Annotated in this window: 21 protein-coding genes; 19 read left to right on the forward strand and 2 right to left on the reverse strand. The window is 73.2% G+C overall.

All coding sequences use genetic code 11. From position 1 onward, the window contains the following. Nucleotides 1-27: 27 nt before the first annotated feature. On the reverse strand, nt 28-471 hold the full coding sequence (locus E9565_RS04605; protein WP_236834191.1) for an Lrp/AsnC family transcriptional regulator: 444 nt from the start codon (nt 469-471) through the stop codon (nt 28-30). Between the two features lie 152 nt (nt 472-623). Between E9565_RS04605 and E9565_RS04610 the strand changes: the two genes are divergently transcribed. The 8 genes from E9565_RS04610 to E9565_RS04645 all read left to right on the forward strand — a co-directional run bounded on the left by E9565_RS04610 (nt 624) and on the right by E9565_RS04645 (nt 10,621). Beyond that, entirely contained in the window at nt 624-1,535 is a 912-nt protein-coding gene (locus E9565_RS04610) for a tryptophan 2,3-dioxygenase (RefSeq protein ID WP_236834192.1), read from the forward strand. A gap of 5 nt (nt 1,536-1,540) precedes the next feature. Further along, entirely contained in the window at nt 1,541-2,875 is a 1,335-nt protein-coding gene (kynU, locus tag E9565_RS04615) for a kynureninase (protein ID WP_236834193.1), read from the forward strand. After that, complete coding sequence (locus E9565_RS04620) at nt 2,872-4,224, forward strand: NAD(P)/FAD-dependent oxidoreductase (protein WP_236834194.1); 1,353 nt, start codon at nt 2,872-2,874, stop codon at nt 4,222-4,224. The genes kynU and E9565_RS04620 overlap by 4 nt, the downstream gene beginning before the upstream one ends. After that, the gene (locus tag E9565_RS04625) at nt 4,215-5,264 is read left to right on the forward strand and encodes an amidohydrolase family protein (RefSeq protein WP_236834195.1); all 1,050 of its coding nucleotides are present in this window, start codon (nt 4,215-4,217) and stop codon (nt 5,262-5,264) included. The genes E9565_RS04620 and E9565_RS04625 overlap by 10 nt, the downstream gene beginning before the upstream one ends. A gap of 84 nt (nt 5,265-5,348) precedes the next feature. After that, entirely contained in the window at nt 5,349-6,458 is a 1,110-nt protein-coding gene (gene ald, locus E9565_RS04630) for an alanine dehydrogenase (protein ID WP_236834196.1), read from the forward strand. A 51-nt stretch (nt 6,459-6,509) separates the two neighbouring features. Beyond that, complete coding sequence (locus tag E9565_RS04635; protein WP_236834197.1) at nt 6,510-7,769, forward strand: amidohydrolase family protein; 1,260 nt, start codon at nt 6,510-6,512, stop codon at nt 7,767-7,769. A 16-nt stretch (nt 7,770-7,785) separates the two neighbouring features. After that, nucleotides 7,786-9,402: an amidohydrolase gene (locus tag E9565_RS04640; RefSeq protein WP_236834198.1), complete on the forward strand. Its 1,617-nt coding sequence runs from the start codon at nt 7,786-7,788 to the stop codon at nt 9,400-9,402. Then, nucleotides 9,395-10,621: an amidohydrolase family protein gene (locus E9565_RS04645; protein ID WP_236834199.1), complete on the forward strand. Its 1,227-nt coding sequence runs from the start codon at nt 9,395-9,397 to the stop codon at nt 10,619-10,621. The genes E9565_RS04640 and E9565_RS04645 overlap by 8 nt, the downstream gene beginning before the upstream one ends. Before the next feature lie 28 nt (nt 10,622-10,649). On the opposite strand, the gene E9565_RS04650 is transcribed toward E9565_RS04645, so the two are convergent. Further along, nucleotides 10,650-11,186 carry a helix-turn-helix domain-containing protein gene (locus E9565_RS04650; RefSeq protein WP_236834200.1) on the reverse strand — a complete coding sequence of 179 codons (537 nt, stop codon included), beginning with the start codon at nt 11,184-11,186 and terminating at the stop codon, nt 10,650-10,652. 296 nt (nt 11,187-11,482) lie between these two features. On the opposite strand from E9565_RS04650, the gene E9565_RS04655 reads away from it, so the two are divergent. The 11 genes from E9565_RS04655 to E9565_RS04705 are packed head-to-tail and all read left to right on the forward strand — an operon-like array spanning nt 11,483 to nt 21,941. Continuing rightward, entirely contained in the window at nt 11,483-12,958 is a 1,476-nt protein-coding gene (locus tag E9565_RS04655; protein ID WP_236834201.1) for an ABC transporter substrate-binding protein, read from the forward strand. Further along, entirely contained in the window at nt 12,955-14,115 is a 1,161-nt protein-coding gene (locus E9565_RS04660; RefSeq protein ID WP_236834202.1) for an ABC transporter permease, read from the forward strand. Before E9565_RS04655 ends, E9565_RS04660 begins: the two co-directional genes overlap by 4 nt. Beyond that, nucleotides 14,112-15,047, forward strand: coding sequence for an ABC transporter permease (locus tag E9565_RS04665; RefSeq protein ID WP_236834203.1), 936 nt, complete (start codon nt 14,112-14,114; stop codon nt 15,045-15,047). Before E9565_RS04660 ends, E9565_RS04665 begins: the two co-directional genes overlap by 4 nt. Nucleotide 15,048: 1 nt before the next feature. Then, nucleotides 15,049-16,107 carry an ABC transporter ATP-binding protein gene (locus E9565_RS04670; protein WP_236834204.1) on the forward strand — a complete coding sequence of 353 codons (1,059 nt, stop codon included), beginning with the start codon at nt 15,049-15,051 and terminating at the stop codon, nt 16,105-16,107. Next, nucleotides 16,104-17,054: an ABC transporter ATP-binding protein gene (locus tag E9565_RS04675; protein WP_236834205.1), complete on the forward strand. Its 951-nt coding sequence runs from the start codon at nt 16,104-16,106 to the stop codon at nt 17,052-17,054. The genes E9565_RS04670 and E9565_RS04675 overlap by 4 nt, the downstream gene beginning before the upstream one ends. Next, nucleotides 17,051-17,461 (forward strand): TIGR04076 family protein, encoded by a 411-nt coding sequence (locus E9565_RS04680; protein WP_236834206.1) that lies wholly within the window; start codon nt 17,051-17,053, stop codon nt 17,459-17,461. The genes E9565_RS04675 and E9565_RS04680 overlap by 4 nt, the downstream gene beginning before the upstream one ends. Further along, nucleotides 17,458-18,564, forward strand: coding sequence for an LLM class flavin-dependent oxidoreductase (locus E9565_RS04685; protein ID WP_236834207.1), 1,107 nt, complete (start codon nt 17,458-17,460; stop codon nt 18,562-18,564). The genes E9565_RS04680 and E9565_RS04685 overlap by 4 nt, the downstream gene beginning before the upstream one ends. Further along, on the forward strand, nt 18,561-19,721 hold the full coding sequence (locus E9565_RS23115; RefSeq protein ID WP_236834208.1) for an alpha/beta hydrolase: 1,161 nt from the start codon (nt 18,561-18,563) through the stop codon (nt 19,719-19,721). Before E9565_RS04685 ends, E9565_RS23115 begins: the two co-directional genes overlap by 4 nt. A 29-nt stretch (nt 19,722-19,750) precedes the next feature. Further along, nucleotides 19,751-20,137, forward strand: a complete 387-nt coding sequence (locus tag E9565_RS04695) for a nuclear transport factor 2 family protein (protein WP_236834209.1) — start codon at nt 19,751-19,753, stop codon at nt 20,135-20,137. Beyond that, nucleotides 20,134-21,117 (forward strand): zinc-binding dehydrogenase, encoded by a 984-nt coding sequence (locus tag E9565_RS04700; protein ID WP_236834210.1) that lies wholly within the window; start codon nt 20,134-20,136, stop codon nt 21,115-21,117. The genes E9565_RS04695 and E9565_RS04700 overlap by 4 nt, the downstream gene beginning before the upstream one ends. A 41-nt stretch (nt 21,118-21,158) precedes the next feature. Continuing rightward, a complete protein-coding gene (locus tag E9565_RS04705; RefSeq protein WP_236834211.1) occupies nt 21,159-21,941 on the forward strand; it encodes an IclR family transcriptional regulator in 783 nt (260 codons plus the stop codon). The last annotated feature ends 3 nt before the right edge of the window (nt 21,942-21,944 follow it).

A 21,944-nucleotide genomic window follows, 5' to 3' on the forward strand; every position in this document is an offset into this window, starting at 1 on the left:
CGGCTCGCCGAGCGGGCGGCCGCCCGCTCACGGTTCCGGCCGGTGGACCCGGCCTCGGCTGAGCGGGCTGGAGAGCACCAGGGTCGACGACGGCTGGCCGTACTCGGCCAACCGGTCCACCACCGCCTCGAAGGCCGGCATCGAGGCGGCCACGACCTTCAGCTCGCAGCAGACGTCGCCGGTGACGCGGTGGAGTTCCAGCACCTGGGGCCAGGCCACGACGCTCTCGGCGTGCTGCAGGATGCACCGGGGCCCGAAGCACTGCATGCGCACCAGCGCGAGCACGCTCCAACCGGCCGCCTCGAGGTCGACGGTGGCGTGGTAGCCGGTGATGACCCCGTCCTGCTCGAGCCTGCGGACGCGCTCGGCGACGGCCGGCGAGGACATGTGCACCCGGCGGCCGAGCTCGCTGAAGGAGAGCCGGCTGTCGTCCTGCAGCTCGGCGAGGATCGCCCAGTCCGTGGCGTCCAAGGCCTTCGGACCCCCCTCCACGACGCGAAAGTCGTTTGCGGCTGCGACCTTCCGATCGAAAGGTCCGGACGACTATACGACCCTCGCTCGCCATTCCCGGACGGCATGCACCTGGCCAGACTTCTCCCCGTGAAGGAGGGCCGACAGTGACCGTGGAAGAGCACGACAGGGGGCCGGCGAGCGAGGTCGAGGGCCGGCGCTCCGTCGGTACGGCGACCGCCGAGAGCCGCGCAGCCCTCGCCGAGGCGACCGGCGGCAAGCCGCACATGTCCTTCGACGGTGCGACCCCGTACGACCACTACGTGCGCACCGACGTGCTGCACGGCATCCAGGACACGATGACCGACGTGCCCGAGGAACGGGCCTTCCTCGTCGCATCGCAGATCATGGAGCTGTACTTCGGTCAGCTCCGGTTCGAGTGGGAGCTGGCGCAGGAGCACCTGCGCGAGGACGACGTCCGGGGTGCCGTCGCGGTCCTCCGGCGCTCCGTCCGGCAGTTCGAGGGGCTCGTGGCGTCCTGGTCGACCATCGACTGGCTCTCGCCCATGGCGTTCAACCGCTTCCGCGACACCCTGGGGGTGGCGTCGGGCTTCCAGTCCTGGGCCTACCGCCGGCTGGAGCTCCTGCTCGGCATCAAGCAGCGCCGGCTCACCGAGCTGTACCGGAGCAACCCGGCCGTCTACGAGCCCCTGATGGAGGCCTTCGAAGGTCCCTCGCTGTACGACGACGCGATCGCGGCCCTGGCCCGCAGCGGGATGGACATCCCCGACGACGTCGTGAACCGCGACTTCGGCCAGGACTACGCGCCCCGTCCCGAGGTCGAGGCGGCCTGGTTGCAGATCTACACGCGCGAGCAGGACGGCGACCCGCTGTGGGAGCTGGCCGAGGTCCTGACCGACATCTCCACCGCCTTCACCGACTGGCGGCACAAGCACCTCCTCGCCGTCCGCAGGGGCATGGGGGACAAGGTGGGCTCGGGGGGCTCCTCGGGGACGTACTGGTTGGCCAAGAGCCTGGCCCGTGTCGTCTTCCCCGAGGTCTGGTCCGCACGGACGGCGGTGTGACGCCGGTGTCCGAGACCGAGACCGTGACCGCCCGGCCCGCCGGGCGAGACCTGCTCGCCGACCTCCTCGCCCGCGAGGAGGAGGCACGCGCCCTGGACGCGGCCGACGAGCTGCGCAGCCGGCGCGCGGAGTTCCACGTCCCGCCGGCCGACGGCGGGGACCACCCCGAGACGGCGTACTTCGCCGGGAACTCGCTCGGCCTGCGCCCGCGACGCACCTCGGTGGAGCTGCTCGAGGACATGGACGCCTGGGCGCGGTGGGGGGTGGAGGGCCACACCGAGGGCAGCCGTCCCTGGCTGCCCTACCACGCGCTGCTGCGGGAGCCGATGGCTCGTCTGGTCGGCGCGCGGCCGGAGGAGGTCGTGGCGATGAACTCGCTGACGGTCAACCTCCACCTGCTGATGGTCTCCTTCTACCGCCCGGAAGGTGCTCGCCGGAAGATCCTCATCGAGGACAGCGCCTTCCCCTCCGACAGCTACGCGGTGCGCAGCCAGGCGACCTTCCACGGGCTCGACCCGGACCAGACGGTCACGCGCATGCGCCCCCGGGAGGGGGAGGAGAACCTGCGCACCGAGGACGTCGTGGACTTCCTCCGCCGCCACGGCTCCGAGCACGCGGTCGTGGTGTTCGGCGGGGTCAACTACCTGACCGGTGAGCTGCTCGACATGCCGGCGATCACCCGTGCCGGGCACGAGGCCGGGTGCGTCGTCGGCTGGGACCTGGCGCACGCCGCGGGCAACGTCCCCCTCGCGCTGCACGAGTGGGGGGTCGACTTCGCCGCCTGGTGCACCTACAAGTACCTGAACAGCGGCGCCGGCGCGGTGGCCGGCGCCTTCGTCCACGAGCGCCACCTGACCGGGGGGCGGCCGCGGTTCGAGGGCTGGTGGACGACCCGGGAGTCGACGCGCTTCCAGATGGCGCCCGTGGCCGACCCGCCCGCCACCGCCGACGCCTGGGCGCTGTCCAACCCGCCGATCTTCGCCATGGGGCCGGTCCGCAGCTCCCTCGAGATGTTCGACGAGACCGGCATGGCGGCGCTGCGCGCCAAGAGCACCCGGCTGACCGCCTACCTGGAGTCGCTGTTCGACGAGGTGTTCTGCGACCGCCCGTTGACCCAGGTCACGCCGCGCGACCCCGCTGCCCGGGGGAGCCAGCTCTCGGTCCGGGTCGAGGGCCGGACCGCCAAGGAGCTGACCCACGCGCTGCGGGTCCGGCACGGGGTGATCGCCGACGCCCGCCAGCCGGACATCGTCCGGTTCGCTCCCGTCCCCATGTACGTCACGTTCCACGACTGCTGGCGCGCCGCCGTCGCGCTGGCCAAGGAGGTGGCCCCCCGATGAGCGACCGGCTCCCCGCCGCTCCCGAGCCGGCGGCGCAGCGATCCGTGGCGGTGGTCGGCGCCGGGCTCGTCGGCTGCCTCGCGGCCTGCTTCCTGGCGCGTCGCGGCTACCGCGTGACGCTCTACGAGCGTCGTCCCGACCCCCGCGTGACCGCTGCGGAGCGGGGGCGCTCGATCAACCTGGCGCTCTCCGAGCGGGGCCTCGACGCGCTGCGCCGGCTGGACCTGGCCGATCAGGTCATGGCCCCGGCCCTGCCCATGCACGGGCGGATGCTCCACGGCGTGGACGGCAGCCAGACCTTCCGCTCCTACTCCGCGGACGGGCGCCAGCACATCAACTCGATCGGCCGCGCAGCCCTCAACGCGACGCTGCTCGACGCCGCGGAGAAGGCCCCCGACGTCACGGTGCTGTTCGACCACCGGCTCACGGGGCTGGACGTCACCACCTCGAGGCTGACCTTTCAGACCGCCGACGGCACCGTCGAGGCGACGCCGGACCTGGTGGTCGGCGCCGACGGCGCCGGCTCGGCCGTGCGCCAGGCGCTGATGGCCGCCGGCGTGGTGACCGCCCAGGAGGACTGGCAGCCCTACGGCTACAAGGAGCTCACCATCCCCGCCCGGGAGGGGGAGTTCGCCATGGACCCCGACGCGCTGCACATCTGGCCACGCGGCGGGTCCATGATGATCGCCCTGCCCAACCCCGACCGCTCCTTCACCTGCACGCTCTTCTGGCCCCTCGAGGGGCCGGGCAGCTTCGCCGCGATCACCACGGCCGAGCAGGTGCGCGAGCACTTCGAGCGCCACTACCCGGACGTCCCGCCGCTGTCGCCGGACCACGTGGCGGACTACCTGCACAACCCGATCGGCCCGCTGGGGACGCTGCACACGTCGCCCTGGCAGCACGACGGGCGGTTCCTGCTGATGGGCGACGCCGCGCACGCGATCCTCCCGTTCTTCGGGCAGGGCGCGAACGCCGGTTTCGAGGACTGCGTCGCCCTCGACCAGGTGCTGGAGAGCACCGGCGACGACCTCGCCCGGGCCCTGCCGCTGTTCGAGGCGGCGCGCCGGGAGAACGCCGCGGCCATCGCCGGCATGGCCGCGGACAACTTCACCGAGATGCGGGACAAGGTGAACTCGCGGATCTTCCAGCTCACCACCCGTGCCGAGCACCTGCTGGAGAAGTGGCTGCCCGAGTACCGCACCCGCTACGAGCTGGTGTCGTTCACGACGGTGCCCTACGCCGAGGTGGTCCGGCGCGTGCGGCGTCAGCGGCGGCTGGTGGCGGCCGCGGCGGTCGGGGCGGTTGCGGCTGTGGCGTCCGTCGGCGCAGGAGCGCGGCGGTGGCGGTGAACGCCACGGGGGAGCCCGGCGGGATCGCGGAGGCCGGCGACGGCCAGGTGATCGACGTGCACACGCACTTCGTGCCCCGTGGCTGGCCGGACCTCGCCGCCGCCTGCGGGCCGGGCACGTGGCCCTCCCTGCGCATCGACTCCGAGCGCGAGGCGATGATCATGGTGGGTGAGACGGAGTTCCGCCCCATCGGTGCCGAGTGCTGGGATGCCACGACCCGCTTCGGCGACATGGACGGCGACGGTGTCGCGGTCCAGGTGGTCTCGCCGACGCCGGTCTTCTTCTCCTACGACCGCCCAGCTGCCCAGGCGGCCCGGGTCTGCGAGATCTTCAACGACCTCGCCCTCGAGCTGACCGACGGCTCGGCGGGACGGCTCGTCCCCTTCTGCCAGGTGCCCCTCCAGGATCCCGACGCGGCGTGCGCCGAGCTGGAGCGGGCTCTGGCGGCCGGCCACCGGGGGGTCGAGATCGGCAACCACGTCGGCGACCGGGACCTCGACGACGCAGGGGTCGTCACCTTCCTGCAGCACGCCGCGTCGCTGGGCGTCCCGGTGTTCGTGCACCCCTGGGACATGCCCGGCGGCCCGCGGCTGGACCGCTGGATGGCGCGGTGGCTGACCGGCATGCCCGCGGAGACCCACCTGTCGGTGCTCGCGATGGTGCTCGGGGGCGTCTTCGATCAGGTCCCGCCGTCGTTGCGGATCTGTTTCGCGCACGGGGGCGGTTCGTTCGCCTTCTGGCTCGGCCGCCTCGACAACGCGTGGCACCGCCGCGGCGACGTCGTCCGGGGGAAGTCGTCGCGTCCGCCGTCGGAGTACCTCGACCGGTTCTCGGTGGACTCGGTGGTGTTCGCCCCGCCGGCGCTCCGGATGCTCGTCGAGACGCTCGGGGCCGACCGGGTCATGGTCGGCTCCGACTACCCCTACCCGCTGGGTGAGCGCCCCGTCGGCGCGGTCGTCCACGAGGCGGGGTTGACCGGCGAGCAGCGGCGGCAGCTGCTGTCCGGGAACGCGCGCCGGTTCCTGACCGGGCGGCCGTGACAGGGCACCACCTCCGGCGCCCGGCCGCCGGCTGACCACCTCTTCCGCCACACCCCTTCGAATCACCGGGAGCAGACCGTGCGAGTGGGCATCCCCACGGAGATCAAGAACCACGAGTACCGGGTGGCCATCACGCCGTCCGGGGTGGACGAGCTCGTGCGACGCGGGCACGACGTCTTCGTCCAGCGTGGCGCCGGCGTCGGGTCATCCATCCCGGACGACGCCTACGCGGCGGCCGGTGCCAAGGTGCTGGACACCGCGGAGGAGGTCTGGGCGGCCGGGGACCTGCTGCTCAAGGTCAAGGAGCCGGTGGCCGCCGAGTACGGCCTGCTGCGTCCCGACCAGGTCCTCTTCACCTACCTGCACCTGGCCGCGTCCCGGGAGTGCACCGACGCCCTGCTGGCCGCGGGGACGACGTCGATCGCCTACGAGACGGTGCAGCTCGCCGATCGCAGCCTGCCGCTGCTCGCCCCGATGAGCGAGGTGGCCGGGCGGCTCGCCGCCCAGGTGGGCGCCTACTACCTGATGCGGCAGGACGGCGGCCGGGGTGTGCTCATGGGCGGCGTCCCCGGTGTGCGCCCCGCGAAGGTCGTCGTGATCGGCGCCGGTGTCTCCGGACGCAACGCTGCCACCGTCGCGCTCGGCATGGGCGCCGACGTCGCGCTGCTCGACCGCGACCTGGCGCGGCTGCGAGAGGTCGACGCCGTCTTCGGCGGCCGCTGCCGCACCGTCGCGTCCAACAGCTTCGAGGTGGAGAACGCGGTGAGCGAGGCCGACCTGGTGATCGGTGCCGTCCTCGTCGCCGGCACCAAGGCCCCCACGCTGGTCAGCAACGAGCTGGTCGGCCGGATGCGGCAGGGCTCCGTGCTCGTCGACATCTCGATCGACCAGGGCGGGTGCTTCGAGGACTCCCGACCCACCACGCACGCCGACCCGGTGTACCGGGTGCACGACTCGGTGTTCTACTGCGTGGCGAACATGCCTGGTGCCGTGCCGCACACGTCCACCTACGGGCTCACCAACGCGACGCTGCCGTACGTGACGGCGCTGGCCGACGGCGGCTGGCGGACGGCGCTGGCCGCCGATCCGGCGTTCGCCAAGGGACTGAGCACCGTCGGTGGACGACTGGTGAGCGAGCCCGTGGCCGCGGCGCACGGCTACGCGCACGACACGTCGGCCGACGTCCTGGCCTGACCCGCCGCGGCCCCCGGCCGCACCACCATCCGCGACCAGGGAGGTACCCCCATGCAGCGCACCTCGGTGCTGCTCTCGCAGTGCCACGTCGCCGACGCCGATCGCGACGTCCTGCTGGAGGACGCCGCCGTCTGGGTGGACGACGGGACGATCCGCGCGGTCGGGCCGCGGGACCGGGTCCTCGACGAGCTGCGCGAGGAGCTGGCGGCGGCGGACCGGCCGCCGGAGCTGGATCTCGCCGGCCGGACGGTGATGCCGGGCCTGTTCAACATGCACACGCACCTGTCGCTGGCCCTCCCCGGCCCGCTCGGTGCGCAGATCGCCGCGATGACGCCGCACGAGCTCGTCCTCTACATGGCCGACGGTGCCCGCCGCTCGCTGCTGTGCGGGGTGACGTCCGTCCGGTGCGTCGCGGAGAGCGACCACGCCGACTTCGCACTGCGTGCGGCGATCGAGGCGGGGCGGGCGCAGGGGCCGAGGATCTACACCGCGGGGCGGGCGCTGGTCTGCACCGGCGGTCACGGTCACGAGACCAGCTCCACCCTGGAGTGCGACGGGGCGGACGGCTTCCGCCGCGGGGCGCGGGAGCAGATCCGTGCCGGCGCAGATCTGATCAAGGTGATGATCTCCGGCGGGATCGCAGGGGAGCACGAGTCGATCGACACCCGCCAGCTCACCTCGGACGAGATGGCGGCGGTCATCTCCACGGCGCACGAGTGGAACCGCAAGGTGACGGCGCACGCCGGCCCGGCGCCGGTCATCCTCGAGGCGGTCGAACTCGGCCTCGACTGCGTGGAGCACGGCTACCAGCTCACCCCCGAGACGGCCGCGGCCATGGCGAGCCACGGCTGCGCGCTCGTCCCGACGCTGGGGGTCAGCCGGTGCGGTGAGTTCTTCGACGAGCTGGGCGTCCCCGCGTGGATGCAGCAGCGCGCCCTCGGAGCTGGGCCCCGGCACGTCGAGAGCTACCGGATGGCCCTGGACGCAGGGGTCCCGGTCATGCTGGGCAGCGACCTGCCGCCGTTCTGGCGGATCGACGGCACCAACGCCACGGCGTGGGAGTACGGCCTGATGGCGGAGCTGGGGTTGGGCGCCCGCGGTGCGCTGGCCGCCGCGACCACCGTGCCGGCCGCCTGGCTCGGCGTCGACGACCGGCTGGGCAGCGTCGCCGTCGGCAAGCACGCCGACCTGCTGGTGGTCGACGGGGACCCGCTCACCGATGCATCGGCGGTGCGCCGGCTCTCCATGGTGCTGCAGCAGGGATGCCGCGTCGACGTCGCGGAGGTGGCCGCCGGTGCCGCACGCCGGTGAAGGAGGAGGGAGCACCATGACGGCCGACTGGCTGCTCACCGGAGGACGGGTCGAGACCTTCGCCCCGGGCACACCCGGCGGTACCGCCCTGGCGGTGCACGACGGGAGGGTCCTCGCCGTGGGGTCCGACGTCGAACTCGAGGCGCTCGCCGGGCCCGGCACCCGCCGCACCGATCTCGCGGGTGCCACGGTGTGGCCGGGTTTCATCGACACGCACATCCACCTGGAGAAGGTGTCGCACGAGTTCCAGATGCTCAGGCTCGAGGCGGCCAGATCCGTGTCCGAGGTGGTCGAGGCCGTCCGGGAGCGGGCGCTGTCGTCGAGCGAGGACGTGTGGATCCGCTGCTTCGCCGACACGGCCGCCTGGAACGAGCGCAACCTCGCCGAGGGCCGGCTGCCGACCAGGGAGGAGCTGGACGCCGCTGCGCCGCGGACCCCGGTGTACCTGTACCGGCGGCCGGACCGCGCGGTGATCAACACCGTGGGAGCCCGCCGCATGGCCGGGAAGCTGGCCGGCCTGCCGGCGGACGCCTACGACCCGGGGACCGGCCACCTGCGTGGTCAGGCGGTCCGGGTGGTGAACGACGCCATCTACACCCAGAGCATGGACGACGACGAGTACCGCCTCGACATCCTGGACGACGCCTGCCGGCGGCTGCTGCGGATGGGCGTCACCACGGCCGTCGACCCGGGGCTGGCCGGCGCCTTCGAGTCGTCCTGGGGGCTGTACGGCGAGGCACGACGCCGTGACCGCCTGCCGCTGCGCGTGCGCCTGATGAACCGGTTCGACTGGCGCAAGCCGTTCGAGTTCGAGCTCGAACGGCTGCTCGCCGCCTCGGCCCTGCCGATGACCGGGGACGACCACCTGCGCGCCTGGGCGGTCAAGCTCCTGCTCGACGGCGAGTTCGCCAACGCGTGGATGCGGTCGGGCGAGGAGATCGGCGACCCGCACCCGCACTACACCGGTGAGGAGCTGCGCGCCCTGCTGCGCCTCGCCGCCGAGCGCGGGTGGCCGGTGTGCATCCACGCCATGGGCGGGGGAGCGATCGGGGAGATCACCGCGGCGGTCGACGACGTGCGCCGGTCGGGTGCCCCGCTGGGACACGGGCAGGTCAGCATCGCGCACGCCTTCCTGATCGACGTGCTGGACCTGCGCGAGTGCAGCCGCCTCGGGATCAAGATCTCGGTCAACCCTCCGCTCGGCTACGTGTACAGCGACGAGATCCGCGCCGCGTGGGGTCCGCTCGCGGGCCGGACGATGCCGCTGGCCACCATGTCCGCGCTCGGGTTCCGCTTCGCCGCCGGGTCCGACACGCACCCGTGCGCCCCGATGCACGGCGCGCTGATGGCCGTGACGCGGCGGGTCTGGGACGGCTCGAGCCTGGGGGACCACGAGGCCCTGGCACCCCGTGAGGCGTTCCCGATGTACACCCGGCACGCGGGCGACTACGTCGGCGAGCCCGACCTGGGACACCTCGCCCCCGGCGCCCGAGCCGACCTCGTCGTGTGGCCGCGGGACCCGCTGGACCTCGACCCGGAGGAATGGCCCCGGCAGGAGCCCCTGGCGGTCGCCGTCGGCGGTCGTCCCGTCCACCTCGACCCGTCCACCACAGGGAGTGCCTTCCATGTCTGACTCGATCCTCCTGCGCGGCTGCTCCGTCGTCGACGCGACGCGGAAGGCGCCGTTGACGGACGCGGCCGTGTGGGTGCGGGGGAACCGCATCGCGGCCGTCGGCCCCGAGGCGGAGGTCCGCGCGGGCATGGACGCCGACCACCGCGAGATCGACCTCGGCGGCCGGGTCCTCTCGCCCGGCCTGGTCAACATGCACACCCACCTGTCGCTGTCGCTGCCCGGTCCCCGGGGTGCCGAGGTCAAGGCGATGGACGAGGCGCAGTTGGCGCTGTACATGGCGGGCGGCGCCGCCGCGACCCTCCGGGCGGGCGTCACCACCATCCGCTGCGTGGGCGAGAAGAAGCACGTGGACTTCTCCCTGCGGCAGGCCATCGAGGCGGGGCACGTCGTGGGACCGCGGATCTTCACCGCCGGCCGTCCCATCTCGTGCACCGGGGGTCACGGGCACGGCTCCTCCGGGGCGCTGGAGTGCGACGGCCCCATCGGCTTCCGCAACGGCGTCCGTCAGCAGATCCGGGCCGGTGCCGACCTCATCAAGGTCATGATCTCCGGGGGCATCTCCGGGCAGCACGAGACCATCACCACCCGGCAGGTGGCGCGCGACGAGCTCGAGGCGGCGATCACCACCGCCCACGAGTGGAACCGGAAGGTCACCGCGCACGCGGGGCCGGCCGGCGTCACCGGTGAGGCGGTGGAGCTCGGGCTGGACTGCGTCGAGCACGGCTACGAGCTGACCGACGAGGTCACCGCGGCCATGGCCGCGTCCGGCTGCGCCTACGTGCCCACCCTCGTCGTCACGCGGTGCAAGTCCTTCTTCGACGAGCTCGGTGTCCCGGATTGGATGCAGCAGCGCTCGCTCGGAGCCGGGGAGCGGCACCTGGAGAGCTACCGCAGCGCCCTGGCCGCCGGTGTCTCGGTGATGCTCGGCTCGGACATGCCCCCCTTCTGGCGCTTCGAGGGGACCAGCGCGGCGGTGCGGGAACTCGAGCACATGGCCGAGAACGGCCTCGAGGCCCCCGACGCCGTCGCCGCCGCCACGCTCGTGCCCGCGACCTGGCTGGGGGCGCAGGACGACATCGGCTCGGTGGAGGAGGGGAAGTTCGCCGACCTGATCGCGACGGACGGCGACCCGACGGCGGATGTCGGCGCCTACCGCTCGCTGTCCTGGGTGATGAAGGGCGGCGACGTCGTCCGCGACGACGCCGCGACCGGGGCCTGAAGCCGTGGCCGGCGCAGCGCGTACCCGGTCAGGGGACCGGCGGGGTGACGGCGAGCAGGTACTCGGCGGGCTCGTCGCCGTCGTTGAAGTACCGGTGGGGGAGCCGGGAGTCGAAGGTCAGGCTGTCGCCGATGGCCAGGTCGTGCCGGACGCCGTCGACCTCGGCGCTCATGCTGCCGACGACCACGACGGCGCACTCGGTGGACGGGTGCGACCAGGCCTCCTCCGACGTGCTCTGGCCCGGACCCAGCCGCCCGTGCAGGACCTCCAGGTCGGAGCGCCCCGGCGTCAGCCGCTCGTAGGACATGAGCCCCACGCCCGCCGAGAGGAGGGGGCGGTGGCCGGGTCTGCTGTGGTGCACCTGGGGCGGCGGCTCCTCGGCGAAGAGGGTCGCGAGGTCCGCGCCGAGCACGGCCGCGAGCTTTCGCACCGTGTTCAGGCTCGGGTCGGTGGCGCCGCGTTCGACCTGGCTGAGCAGCGCGGCCGAGACGCCGGTGGCAGCGGCGAGCTGGCGCAGGCTCATGCCCCGTTGCTTGCGCAGCCGGCGAACCCGTTCGTGGAGCATGTCGACTCTCGATCCTCGGCGGGGCGAACAAACGTGTTCACAGAGGCTATCGCTTCGTAAACACTGACGATACATTTCACCTCTAGGTTCTCCCTCACACGAGCGATGGCACCGCCGCCGCTCACCGACCACGTCAGAGGAACTCCATGTCGATCGAGATCCGACCCGTCGCTCGGCGCCTGTCCCGGCGTCATGCAGCCGCAGTCTTCGCAGCCGCGGTCCTCGTCAGTGGGTGCACGGCCGGCTCCTCGGCCGGTGGTGGCGGCGGGGGTGGAGGCGAGGAGCAGACGCTCCTGGTGAACACGACGTTCGTGTACTCCACCCTGGACCCGGGCCGGGTCTACGAGCAGACCGGCTACCTGGCGGTCCACAGCCTCTACGACTCCCTCATGACCTTCGAGGGCGCCGACGTCACCGAGCCGGTGCCCGACCTGGCCGAGGGGTACGAGGTCTCCGAGGACGGAACCACCTACACCTTCACCCTGCGCGACGGCCTCACGTTCTCGGACGGCTCGCCACTGACCTCCGAGGACGTCCTGTTCTCGCTGAACCGCATGCTGAACCTGAAGTCCAGCGGATCCACCTTCTTCACGGGCCTGAGCTTCTCCGCCCCCGACGAGTCGACCTTCGTGGTGACGGCGGACAGGCCCACCGCCGAGGTGCCGACCCTCATGGCCATGCCGGTCGCCAGCGTCCTCAACTCCGAGGTCGCCAGGGAGAACGGGGCGACCGACGCCGCGGACGCCGCGACGACGGACACCGCGCAGTCCTTCCTCGACAGCACCTCCATCGGCAGCGGGCACTACGTGCTCGAGCGCAACGAGCCCGGTGACGAGCTGGTCCTGGCCGCCAACGAGGAGTACTGGGGTGACGCCCCCGGTTACGGGCGGGTGGTCATCCGCAACGCCGACGCGCAGAACCAGCAGCTGTCCATCAGCCGTTCCCAGGGGGACGAGGTGGCGATCGACGTCGCCGGCAGCCTGCTCGACGGCCTGCCCGAGGACGTGAACGTCTCCCAGACGCAGGACACGGTCTACCTGCTCTACATGAGCACCGACCCTGCCGTGTCCCCGGCCACGGCCAACCAGGACTGGCGGAGCGCGCTGCGCCAGTCGCTGGACTACGAGGGCCTGGCCGCCCAGTTCGGTCAGGGCGGCAGCCGCCCAGGAGGCGTCCTGGCCGAGTCCTACCCCGGGTCCATCCCGCCGGAGGAAGGCCCCGAGCGCGACCTGGAGGCCGCCAGGGCGTCGCTGGAGGCGTCCGGCCAGGCGGGCACCTCGGTGCGCTTCATCTACCCGTCGATCACCTACCGCGGTGTCGACCTGGGCACCATCGCGACGAAGATCCAGGGTGACGCCGCCGAGGCGGGGATCCAGCTCGAGTTGACGCCGCTGGCCCTGCCGGCCTTCCTGGAGGAGCAGCGTGGCGGCAGCGTGGTCATGGGCATGACGCCGCACGCCCTCTCCTACCCCCGGCCCGAGTCGCTCGTCCGGCAGCTGAGCCCGGGTGGGGTCAACGCCGAGCGCGTGCGGTGGAGCAGCGGTCCCGCGGCCGACGAGGTGACGCGGCTGAAGGAGGAGGCGCTGAGCTCGGTTGACGCCGCCGACCTGGAGCAGGCGCTCGTCGACTGGCAGACGGCGCTGGCCGAGGGCGGGCCCTACATCCCCGCCGCGCAAAACTCGGGGACCGTGGTGTCCACCGCCGACGTGTCCGGTGCCGAGTACACGCCGGCCGGGTGGATCGTCGACCTGGCCGCGGTGGAACCGGCATGACGTCGCACGTGCCGGGCTCCGCTGCTGCAGCGGAGCCCGGCACGGGCACCGGCCAGCAGAGCCCGTCGGTGCCCGTGCCGCAGACGGACGCCGGGATGCCCGGCGGAACGGTCGAACCGCGCGCCAGGCGGTCGAGCCACGGGTTCCTCCGCTACCTGGTCAAGCGGCTGCTCATCACGGTCGGGCTTCTGCTGGGCACGACGGTGATCGGCTTCAGCCTGGTGCAGCTCGCCCCGGGTGACCCGGTCGCCGCCAACCTGTCGGACGCGGCGCTGGGCGACCCCGAGGTCGTCGCGGCGTTCGAGGAGAAGTGGGGGCTGGACGAGCCGTTGCCGGTCCAGTACCTCACCTACCTGGGCAACCTCCTGCAGGGTGACCTCGGGACCTCGCAGCAGACCGGTCGGCCGGTGATGACCGAGCTCCTCGACTACGTGCCCGCCACGATGGAGCTGGCCCTGCCGACGCTGGTCCTGTCCCTGGTCATCAGCATCGGGCTGGGGTTGCTGTCAGCCGTCCGGAACGGCGGCGCCGCCGACCAGACCGTGCGGGTGTTCTCCCTCGTCGGGCTCTCGACGCCGCCGTTCTGGCTGGCGCTCCTGGCGCTGTACCTCTTCTTCTACGTGCTCGGGGTCTCGCCCAGCGGCGGTCGGCTCAGTCCTCAGTACAGCCCCCCGGAGCAGGTCACCGGTCTCTACACGGTCGACGCTCTGCTGCAGGGCGACGTCGCCCTCGCCTGGGACGCCGCTCAGCACGCCATGCTGCCGATCCTGGTCCTCACCCTGGTCACCGTCGCGACGCTCACCCGGTTCGTGCGCTCCGCCCTTCTCGAGGTGCTCCGCAAGGACTACATGCTCGCGGCCCGCGCCAAGGGGCTGTCGACCCGCGTCGTCCTGACCAAGCACCTGCTCCGGGCGGGGCTGCTGCCCATCCTGACCATCGCCGGCCTCACCTTCGCCTCGCTCCTCGCCGGGACGGTGCTGGTGGAGAGCATCTTCTCGTGGCCGGGGCTGGGCTCCTACGCCTACGAGAGCGCCACGGCGCTGGACCGCTCCGCGATCCTGGGCGCCAGCCTGTTCATCGCCGCCGTCTACCTGGGGGTCAACCTGGTGGTCGACCTGCTGTACGGACTCGCCGACCCGAGAGTGCGGCTCACATGACGCAGACACACTCCTCCCTCACCGAGCTGACGGAGGAGGACGAGGCTGCCACGGTCGCGGCCGCCGAGGCCACGGCCGCGCCACGCCGGCGGTGGTGGCAGGCGCGCACGGAGGCGGGCCGGATCTGGCGCCAGCCGGTGGTCGTCGTCGCCCTCCTGGTCGCCGCGGCGTGGCTGCTCGTGGCGCTCTTCGCCCCGCTGCTGGCGCCGTTCGACCCGCTGCAGCAGTCCTCCGACGTCTACGCGTCACCGGGCGGGGAGCACCTGCTGGGCACGGACGCGCTGGGGCGTGACGTGCTCAGCCGGGTCATCTACGGCGCCCGGCTGTCGATCCCCCTCGCGCTGGCCATCGTGCTGTGCGCCCTCGCCTTCGGAGGGCTGCTCGGCCTGGTCGCCGGCTACGTGCGGGGCGTCGTCGGCGAGGGCATCATGCGGCTCACCGATCTCTTCTTCGCCTTCCCGCAGATCATCCTGGCGATGGCGGTGGCCGCAGCCTTCGGGCCGAGCACGCTGAACGCGGTGGTCGCGCTGGTCATCGTCTCCTGGCCCATCTACGCCCGGGTCATCCGCGGGGCCGTGCTCTCCATCCGCAGCGAGGACTACCTCAACGCCTCCCGGATGCTGGGCGTGGGTCCGTTCACGGCCCTGCGTCGCGACGTGATGCCCAACAGCTTCGGCCCCGCCGTCGTCCTGGCGACCCTGGAGCTCGGCAACTCGATGCTCCTGCTGGCCGCGCTGTCCTTCCTGGGGCTCGGACCGCGCCCTCCGGCGGCCGAGTGGGGCGCGATGATCGCGCTGGGCACCAACGACATCAGCCGGTGGTGGGTGAGCGTGTTCCCCGGCCTGGCGATCCTCACGGTCGTCCTCGCGTGCAACATCATCGGGGACGCCCTGCGCGACAGGTTCGATCCGCAATCCGTGGGAGGTCGCTGACATGGGCCAGTTGCTGTCGATGTCCGGGGTCGGGGTGAGCCTCCCCGGCCTCCACCGACCCGTCGACGTGCTCAAGGACGTCACCCTGGACGTCGATCCCGGCGAGATCGTCGGCATCGCCGGCGAGAGCGGGTCGGGCAAGAGCATGACCGGGCGAGCACTGCTGGGGCTGCTGCCCGACGGCGCGCGCGTCCGTGGGTCGATCACGTTCGAGGGCACCGACCTCGCCTCGGGTTCGAGCAAGTCCTTCAGGAAGGTCCGCGGCCGGCGGATCGCCATGGTGTTCCAGGACTCCACCGCGGCGCTGCACCCGATGCTCACCGTCGGCGCCCAGCTGACCGAGCACATGCGCCGCCACCTGGGGCTCGACCGTCGCCAGGCCGCGGCGCGTGCCGTCGAACTGCTCGAGCAGGTCCGGATCCCCGACCCCGCCCGTGCGCTGCGCTCCTACCCGCACCAGTTCTCGGGCGGCATGCGGCAGCGCATCGCCATCGCCATCGCCCTCGCGGCCGAACCGGCGCTGCTCATCGCCGACGAGCCCACCACCGCGCTGGATGTCACGGTCCAGGCCGGCATCCTCCGGCTGTTCGACCGCCTGGTGCGGGAGATGGACCTGAGCATCATGTTCATCACCCACGACCTGGGGGTGCTGGCCGCCCTGGCCAACCGCACCTACGTGTTCTACGCAGGCCGGGTCATGGAGACCGGACCCACCGAGGAGCTGCTCCTCCGTGCCCGGCACCCGTACACGGCGGCGCTGCTGTCGGCGCGTCCGGAGACGGCGGACACGGGGGGCGAGCCGGTGCCGCTGCGGCCCATCCCCGGGCAGCCGGCCACCGCCGCCTCGTCCCCGCCTGGCTGCCCGTTCCACCCGCGCTGCGGCGACCGTGTGGGGATGTGCAGCCGGTCCACCCCTCCGCTGGTGCAGGTGTCCACCACGCGGATCGGCGCCCGGGAGGCGGCGCACGCCGCTGCCTGCCACGTCCACGCGCCCGCGGTGCCGCCGCCGGCGGTACCGGTCCCGGTCACGGTCCCGGCGCACGGCGAGGAGGCACGGTGACTCTGGAACTCCGGGACGTCGTCGTCGAGTACGGCGCGATCCGTGCCGTCAACGGCGTGTCCCTGACCGTCGAGCCGGGCAAGATCGTGGGCCTGGTCGGGGAGTCCGGGTGCGGCAAGTCCTCGCTGGCCCGGGCGGCCTCCGGCCTGATCAAGGTCAGCGAGGGCGCCGTGCTCTTCGACGGCGAGCCGGTGGCGCCGCTGAGCTGGCAGCGCCGGCCGCGCCGGGAGCTGGGGCTGCAGATGGTCTTCCAGAACCCGTACTCGTCGCTCAACCCCCGCCGACGCATCGATGCGCAGCTGCTCGACGGGGTGCCCGGCGACGTGCCCCGGCGGTCGCGTCGGAGTTACGTCCTCGAGCAGCTCGAGCGGGTGGGTGTGGCCCCGGACGTCGCCTCCCGTTACCCGCACCAGTTCTCCGGCGGGCAGCTGCAGCGGATCGCGATCGCCCGGGCGCTCGTGACGCGGCCGTCGGTCCTGATCGCCGACGAGCCGGTGACGGCCCTGGATGCGTCCTCGCAGGTGCACGTGGTGAACACGCTGACCCAGCTGGTGCGTGATCTGGACGTGGGCATGCTGTTCATCTCCCACGACCTGGCGCTCGTGCGGCACATCGCCGACACGACCGCGGTGATGTACCTCGGCAAGGTGGCCGAGACGGCCCCGACCGCGCAGTTGTGGACCGAGCCCGGTCATCCGTACACCAGCTCGCTCATCGCGGCGATCCCGCAGGTGGTCGCCGGTGCCGGCCTGCCCGTGGCCCTGGCCGGCGAGGTGCCGGACCCGGCGAACGCGCCGACCGGCTGCTCGTTCCGGCCCCGGTGCCCCCATGCCCACGAGGCCTGCGCCCAGCAGCCCCCGCTCGCCCCGCACCGCGACGGCCGGGCCGCGTGCTGGCTCGTGCAGGGCGCCGGCTCCCCCGTCCGTACCGAGCGGTCGGTCGCGTGACCACCGCCCCACCTCCCGACCTGGAGCGCCTCCCCATGCCCGACGAGCACGAACCCGACCGCGCGCAGGGGCCAGCGGTCCCCGAGGCCGACGGCACCGACATGCAGTTGCACGACCTGCGCATCTCCGTGGACCGCATCGAGGGGCGGTCCGTCTGCGGGCTGCGGGTCGGTGACTACATCGACGTCGTTCGGTCCAACGAGATGCGCCTGCCGGAGGGCAAGCACTTCTGCATGTACGCCTTCGCCGCCGCGTTGCCGATGCTCGCCGCGAAGCAGCGGGACCTGCCGGCGTGCGACTGGATGTCGCAGGACTCCCACGTCGCCTGCCCGGATCCGGAGGAACGACTCGTCATGCGCATCGACCGGCTCGGCGTCTCCCGGCTCAAGTCGGGGGACCTCACGTGAGCGGCGGGGCGCAGGACCGCCGCGAGGGGGCGTGGCCGCGCACCGACCGCGTCGAGATCGGGCTCGGCCTGCAGAGCGACAAGCGGGCAGGGGAGTACGCCCGGCTGGCGCGGCTGGCCGAGGAGCACGAGATCGACGTGATCAGCGTCTTCTCCGACCTCATGTTCCAGCCGCCGATCTTCGCGCTGCTGGAGATGGCGGGCGCCACGGAACGCGTCCGTCTGGGCGCCGCGTGCTGGAACCCCTACTCCATGCACCCCTACGAGATCGCCGGCCAGGTCGCAGCGCTGGACCTGGCGTCGCACGGGCGGGCCTACCTCGGTCTCGCCCGGGGCACCTGGCTGGGCAGCGTGGGCATCGAGCAGCCCCGCGCCCTGGGTTACCTCCGGGAGGCGGTCGGCTACGTGGCGGACCTCCTGTCCGGGGACGTCGCAGGCTCGGAGGGGACCGTCTTCCGCCGTGACGCGGGCGTCCGGTTCCGCTTCCAGGTGCAGCGGACGCGGGTGCCGCTGCTGCTGGGCGTGTGGGGTCCGCAGGCCTCCGCCCTGGCGGGTGAGCTCGCCGACGAGGTCAAGATCGGCGGCAGCGCGAACCCCGCCCTGATCGACGTGATGCGGGGACGTCTGGCGCCCGGTGAGCTGCGGGCCGGCCGGGCGCAGGGCAGCACGCGGGTGACCCTCGGCGCGGTGACGGTCGTCGACGAGGACGGCGAGAAGGCCCGCGCCAAGGCGCGCGCGGAGGTGGCCATGTACCTCGCGGTGGTGGCCGACCTCGACCCCACGGTCGAGCTGCGGCCCGGCCTGCTCGACGAGGTGCAGGCCCTGGTGGCGGTGGGGGACCACGCCGGCGCCGGTGCCCTGATCCCCGACGACCTGCTGGACCTCTTCGCCTTCTCCGGCTCGCCGGAACAGGTGGCTTCACAGGCGCAGCGGCTGATCGATGCCGGGGCCGACCGGATCGACTTCGGCACCCCGCACGGCCTGCAGGACGACACGGGGATCGAGCTGATCGGGAGCCGGGTCGTGCCGCTGCTCGACCGGCGCCCGCGGAAGCCGGTGGACGGTGCCGCCGCGGAGCCCGTCGCTGGGTCCGCGTCGTCGTGACGAGCCGTTTCGACGTGGTCGTGGCGCCGGGGGTGCTGGCCGACCACCGGACGGCGCAGGAGGTCTTCTCCCGGGCCCTGGAGCGCCGGGGAGAGCTGGGATCCCTGCTCTTCCCGGCGAACCAGGCCGAACTCCGGGAGACCCTCGGGAAGCTCGCGGCCGCGGGGGAGTTCGGCTACCTCCCGGCCGTCCCTGCCGACCTCGACGCGCAGGACCTCCCGGGCGCGCCGGCATCGGTCGTGCGCATCGACGTCGACAAGCGGGACGCGGACCGGTCGCCCTGCGTCCGCCGGCACGTCCGCGGCCGCGGGATCGACGGTCTCCGGTTCGCCGTGGACGCGTGGCACTTCCACCGGGCGCGGCCGGTCCGGCGCATCGCCTACGGAGCCGACCCCGACCAACGCGTGGAGGTGCGTCTGCCCCGGGGCCCGGTCGGTGCGACGCACCCGGTCGCCGTGCTCGTGCACGGGGGCTACTGGCAGTCCCGGTGGGAAGCCGACCTGATGGATGCGCTGGCGGTGGACCTCGCCGACCGGGGCTACGTCGCGTGGAACCTCGAGTACCGGCGCCCGGACGACCACGGGTGGGACGCCACGGCCGCCGACGTCGCCGCCGGTGTCGCGGCCCTGGCGACGGCCGACCACGGTTGCGGCGTCGACCTCGACCGTGTCGTGCTGCTGGGCCACTCCGCGGGGGGGCAGCTGGTCCTCCGGCTGGCTGCCGACATCGCGGACGACCCCGCGGCCCCCGTCAGGCCGGCGCTCACCGTGTCGATGGCCGGGGTCCTGGACCTCCACGTGGCCGACCGCCGCTGGCTCGGCGAGGGGTCGATCTCCCGAGCGGTGGGCGGCCGGGCCGACGAGCTACCGGACGCCTACCGACGCTCCTCCCCGATCGCCCGGCTGCCGATCGGGCTGCCCGTGGCGGTGGTCTGCGGGCTGCAGGACAGCCTCGACCTGCTCGACCTCGGTCGCAGCTTCGCCGCCGCCGCCGAGGCCGCCGGTGACGACGTCACGGTCCTGGAGGAGGACGGCAACCACTTCTCCGTGATCGACCCCGACCACCCGATGTGGGAGTCGATCGCCGGGCTGGTCCGATCGAAGGTGCCCGTACCGTCCGCCGGCTCGGGCGGCGGCCGCCGGACGGACGGCTCCTGAGCGCGGACGGCCGGGCGCCGGCCGACGAGGTGGTCGAGGGCTTGCGGGAGATGTACGACGCGTTCATGGCGCGGGATCGCGAGCGTTTCGACCGGCACCTGGCCGACGACGTGACCACGTGGGAGTCGGAGCTGCCCGGACTGCTCACCCGCGCCCAGCTCGACGCCCACCGCGACGGTGCGGGCCGCTCCGGGAGCGGCGCACCGCAGAGCCTCCGCGTGCACCCGGTGCGCGTGGACGTCTGGGGCGACGTCGCCGCCGCCCGCTACGAGCTCCGGGTGGTGCCGGCTCCGGGCGCTGCGGAGGAGACGACGCGGGTCACCGACCTGCTGCGACGAGCCGACGACGGCTGGCGGATCGTCCACCACCACGCGGAGGCGCTCCCGACGCCGAGCACCTCCGAGGAGGCGTCGTGAGGATCCTCCGTGCGCACCGGCTGGGCGAGCCCGGGGAGGTGCTCCAGCTGGACGAGGCGGCGCCCCGCGATCCCGGACCGGGTGAGGTCCGCATCGCCTGCGAGGCGGTCGGGCTCAACTTCCTGGACGTGTACCTGTGCCGCGGAGGGCACCGCCACGGCTCACCGCCTCCGCTGACACCCGGCGTCGAGGTGGCCGGTCGCGTGGTGGCGGCCGGTACCGGCGCCGAGCACCTCCTGGGCGTCGACGTGCTGGCGTGCCCGGCGTTGCCGGAGGGCGCGTTCGCCGACGAGGTCGTGGTCGACGCCACCCTCGTCGTCCAGCGGCCGGAGGACATCGACGTGGTCGTCGCGGCCGCGCTCCCCGTCGCCTACCAGACCGCGTGGTGGGCGCTCGAGCGCGCCGGCGTGCGCGAGGGGCACACGGTCCTCGTCACCGCAGCCGCCGGCGGCGTGGGCACCGCGGTGGTCCAGCTGGCGCTCGCCCGCGGTGCGCACGTGATCGCGGCGGCCGGAGCCGAGGCCAAGCTGGACCTGTGCCGGCGGCTCGGCGCGGCCGTCGCCGTCGACTACACCACCGAGGACCTGCGCGACCGCGTCGCCGAGGCGACGTCCGGGAACGGGGTGGACGCGATCGTCGACTCCGTCGGTGGCGCGCTCACCGAGCCGCTCGTCGACTCGCTGGCCTTCGAGGGCAGCATGGTCGCGGTGGGGAGGACCGGCGGGGAGTCGGTGGTGGACCCCGCGCGCCTGATGGCCCGCAACGGCTCCCTGGTGGGGCTGTCCTGGGGATCGCAGTACCCCTGGACCCGTCGGGGGGACGTGCAGCGCGTGCACGCCGAGCTGTTCGACCGCGTGCGCGACGGGACGGTGGCCCCGGTTCTGGAGACCGTCGGGCTGACCGGGGTCCCCGAGGCCCTGGACCGCATGGCGGCCCGCCAGACGGTCGGCAAGATCGTCGCCGTGGTCCGCGACCGCTGATGGCGCCGGCGCCGGGCGGCCGGGACGACGACGGGACAGCCGTGCCCGCCGTCGACCTGAACACCGTCCTGGGCAAGGTCGTCACCGTGCTGTTCGCCTTCCGGGCGGAGGACCACGGCGTGTCCCTCGCCGAGCTCCGCCGGCGGACGGGGCTCCCGGGCGCGACCCTGCACCGCATCGTCTCCGACCTCGTCGACGTCCGCCTGCTGGACCGTGCCGACGGGTCGTACCGGCTCAGCGGCCAGGTGTTCCAGCTGGGCATGCGGGCCTCGACGGAGCGGGGACTGCTCGAGGTGGCCACCCCCTTCATGGAGGACCTCTACGAGCGCACGCACGAGACGGTCCACCTGGGCACCCCCGACGGGGACGGCGTCCTCTACGTCGCCAAGATCGGCGGGCACCGGCAGGCCGCGGCGCCCTCGCGGATCGGGGGCCGGATGCCGCTGCACTGCACGGCGATCGGCAAGGCGCTGCTGGCGCACGCGCGCCCCGAGCAGGTGGCCCGCATCGTCGCTGCGGGGCTGGAGCGGCGCACGCCGCACACCGTCACCGCACCCGGGATCCTGCGACGTCAGCTGGAACGCGTGCGGGAGACGGGCGTCGCCTTCGAGCACGAGGAGTCGGCCGTCGGCATCGTCTGCGTCGCCGCTCCCGTGCTGGACCCGGACGGCCGGCCCCTCGCGGCCATCAGCGTCACCGGCCCGGCGGTCCGGTTCCGTCCCGACGCCGTCGCGACCGCAGTGAAGGCGGCAGCGGCGGGCGTGGCTGCGGTGCTGGCCCGCAGGGCCACGGGCACCGATCCGGTGAGTGGAACGCCGGCCTAGGCG

Source organism: Blastococcus sp. KM273129 (assembly GCF_021698995.1).
GTDB lineage: Bacteria > Actinomycetota > Actinomycetes > Mycobacteriales > Geodermatophilaceae > Blastococcus.

Coding starts and splice junctions, on each gene's coding strand:
- E9565_RS04620 (WP_236834194.1), top strand. CDS start 2,872: ATGAGCGACCGGCTCCCCGCCGCTCCCGAGCCGGCGGCGCAGCGATCC.
- E9565_RS04635 (WP_236834197.1), top strand. CDS start 6,510: ATGCAGCGCACCTCGGTGCTGCTCTCGCAGTGCCACGTCGCCGACGCC.
- E9565_RS04640 (WP_236834198.1), top strand. CDS start 7,786: ATGACGGCCGACTGGCTGCTCACCGGAGGACGGGTCGAGACCTTCGCC.
- E9565_RS04645 (WP_236834199.1), top strand. CDS start 9,395: ATGTCTGACTCGATCCTCCTGCGCGGCTGCTCCGTCGTCGACGCGACG.
- E9565_RS04650 (WP_236834200.1), bottom strand. CDS start 11,186: ATGCTCCACGAACGGGTTCGCCGGCTGCGCAAGCAACGGGGCATGAGC.
- E9565_RS04660 (WP_236834202.1), top strand. CDS start 12,955: ATGACGTCGCACGTGCCGGGCTCCGCTGCTGCAGCGGAGCCCGGCACG.
- E9565_RS04665 (WP_236834203.1), top strand. CDS start 14,112: ATGACGCAGACACACTCCTCCCTCACCGAGCTGACGGAGGAGGACGAG.
- E9565_RS04670 (WP_236834204.1), top strand. CDS start 15,049: ATGGGCCAGTTGCTGTCGATGTCCGGGGTCGGGGTGAGCCTCCCCGGC.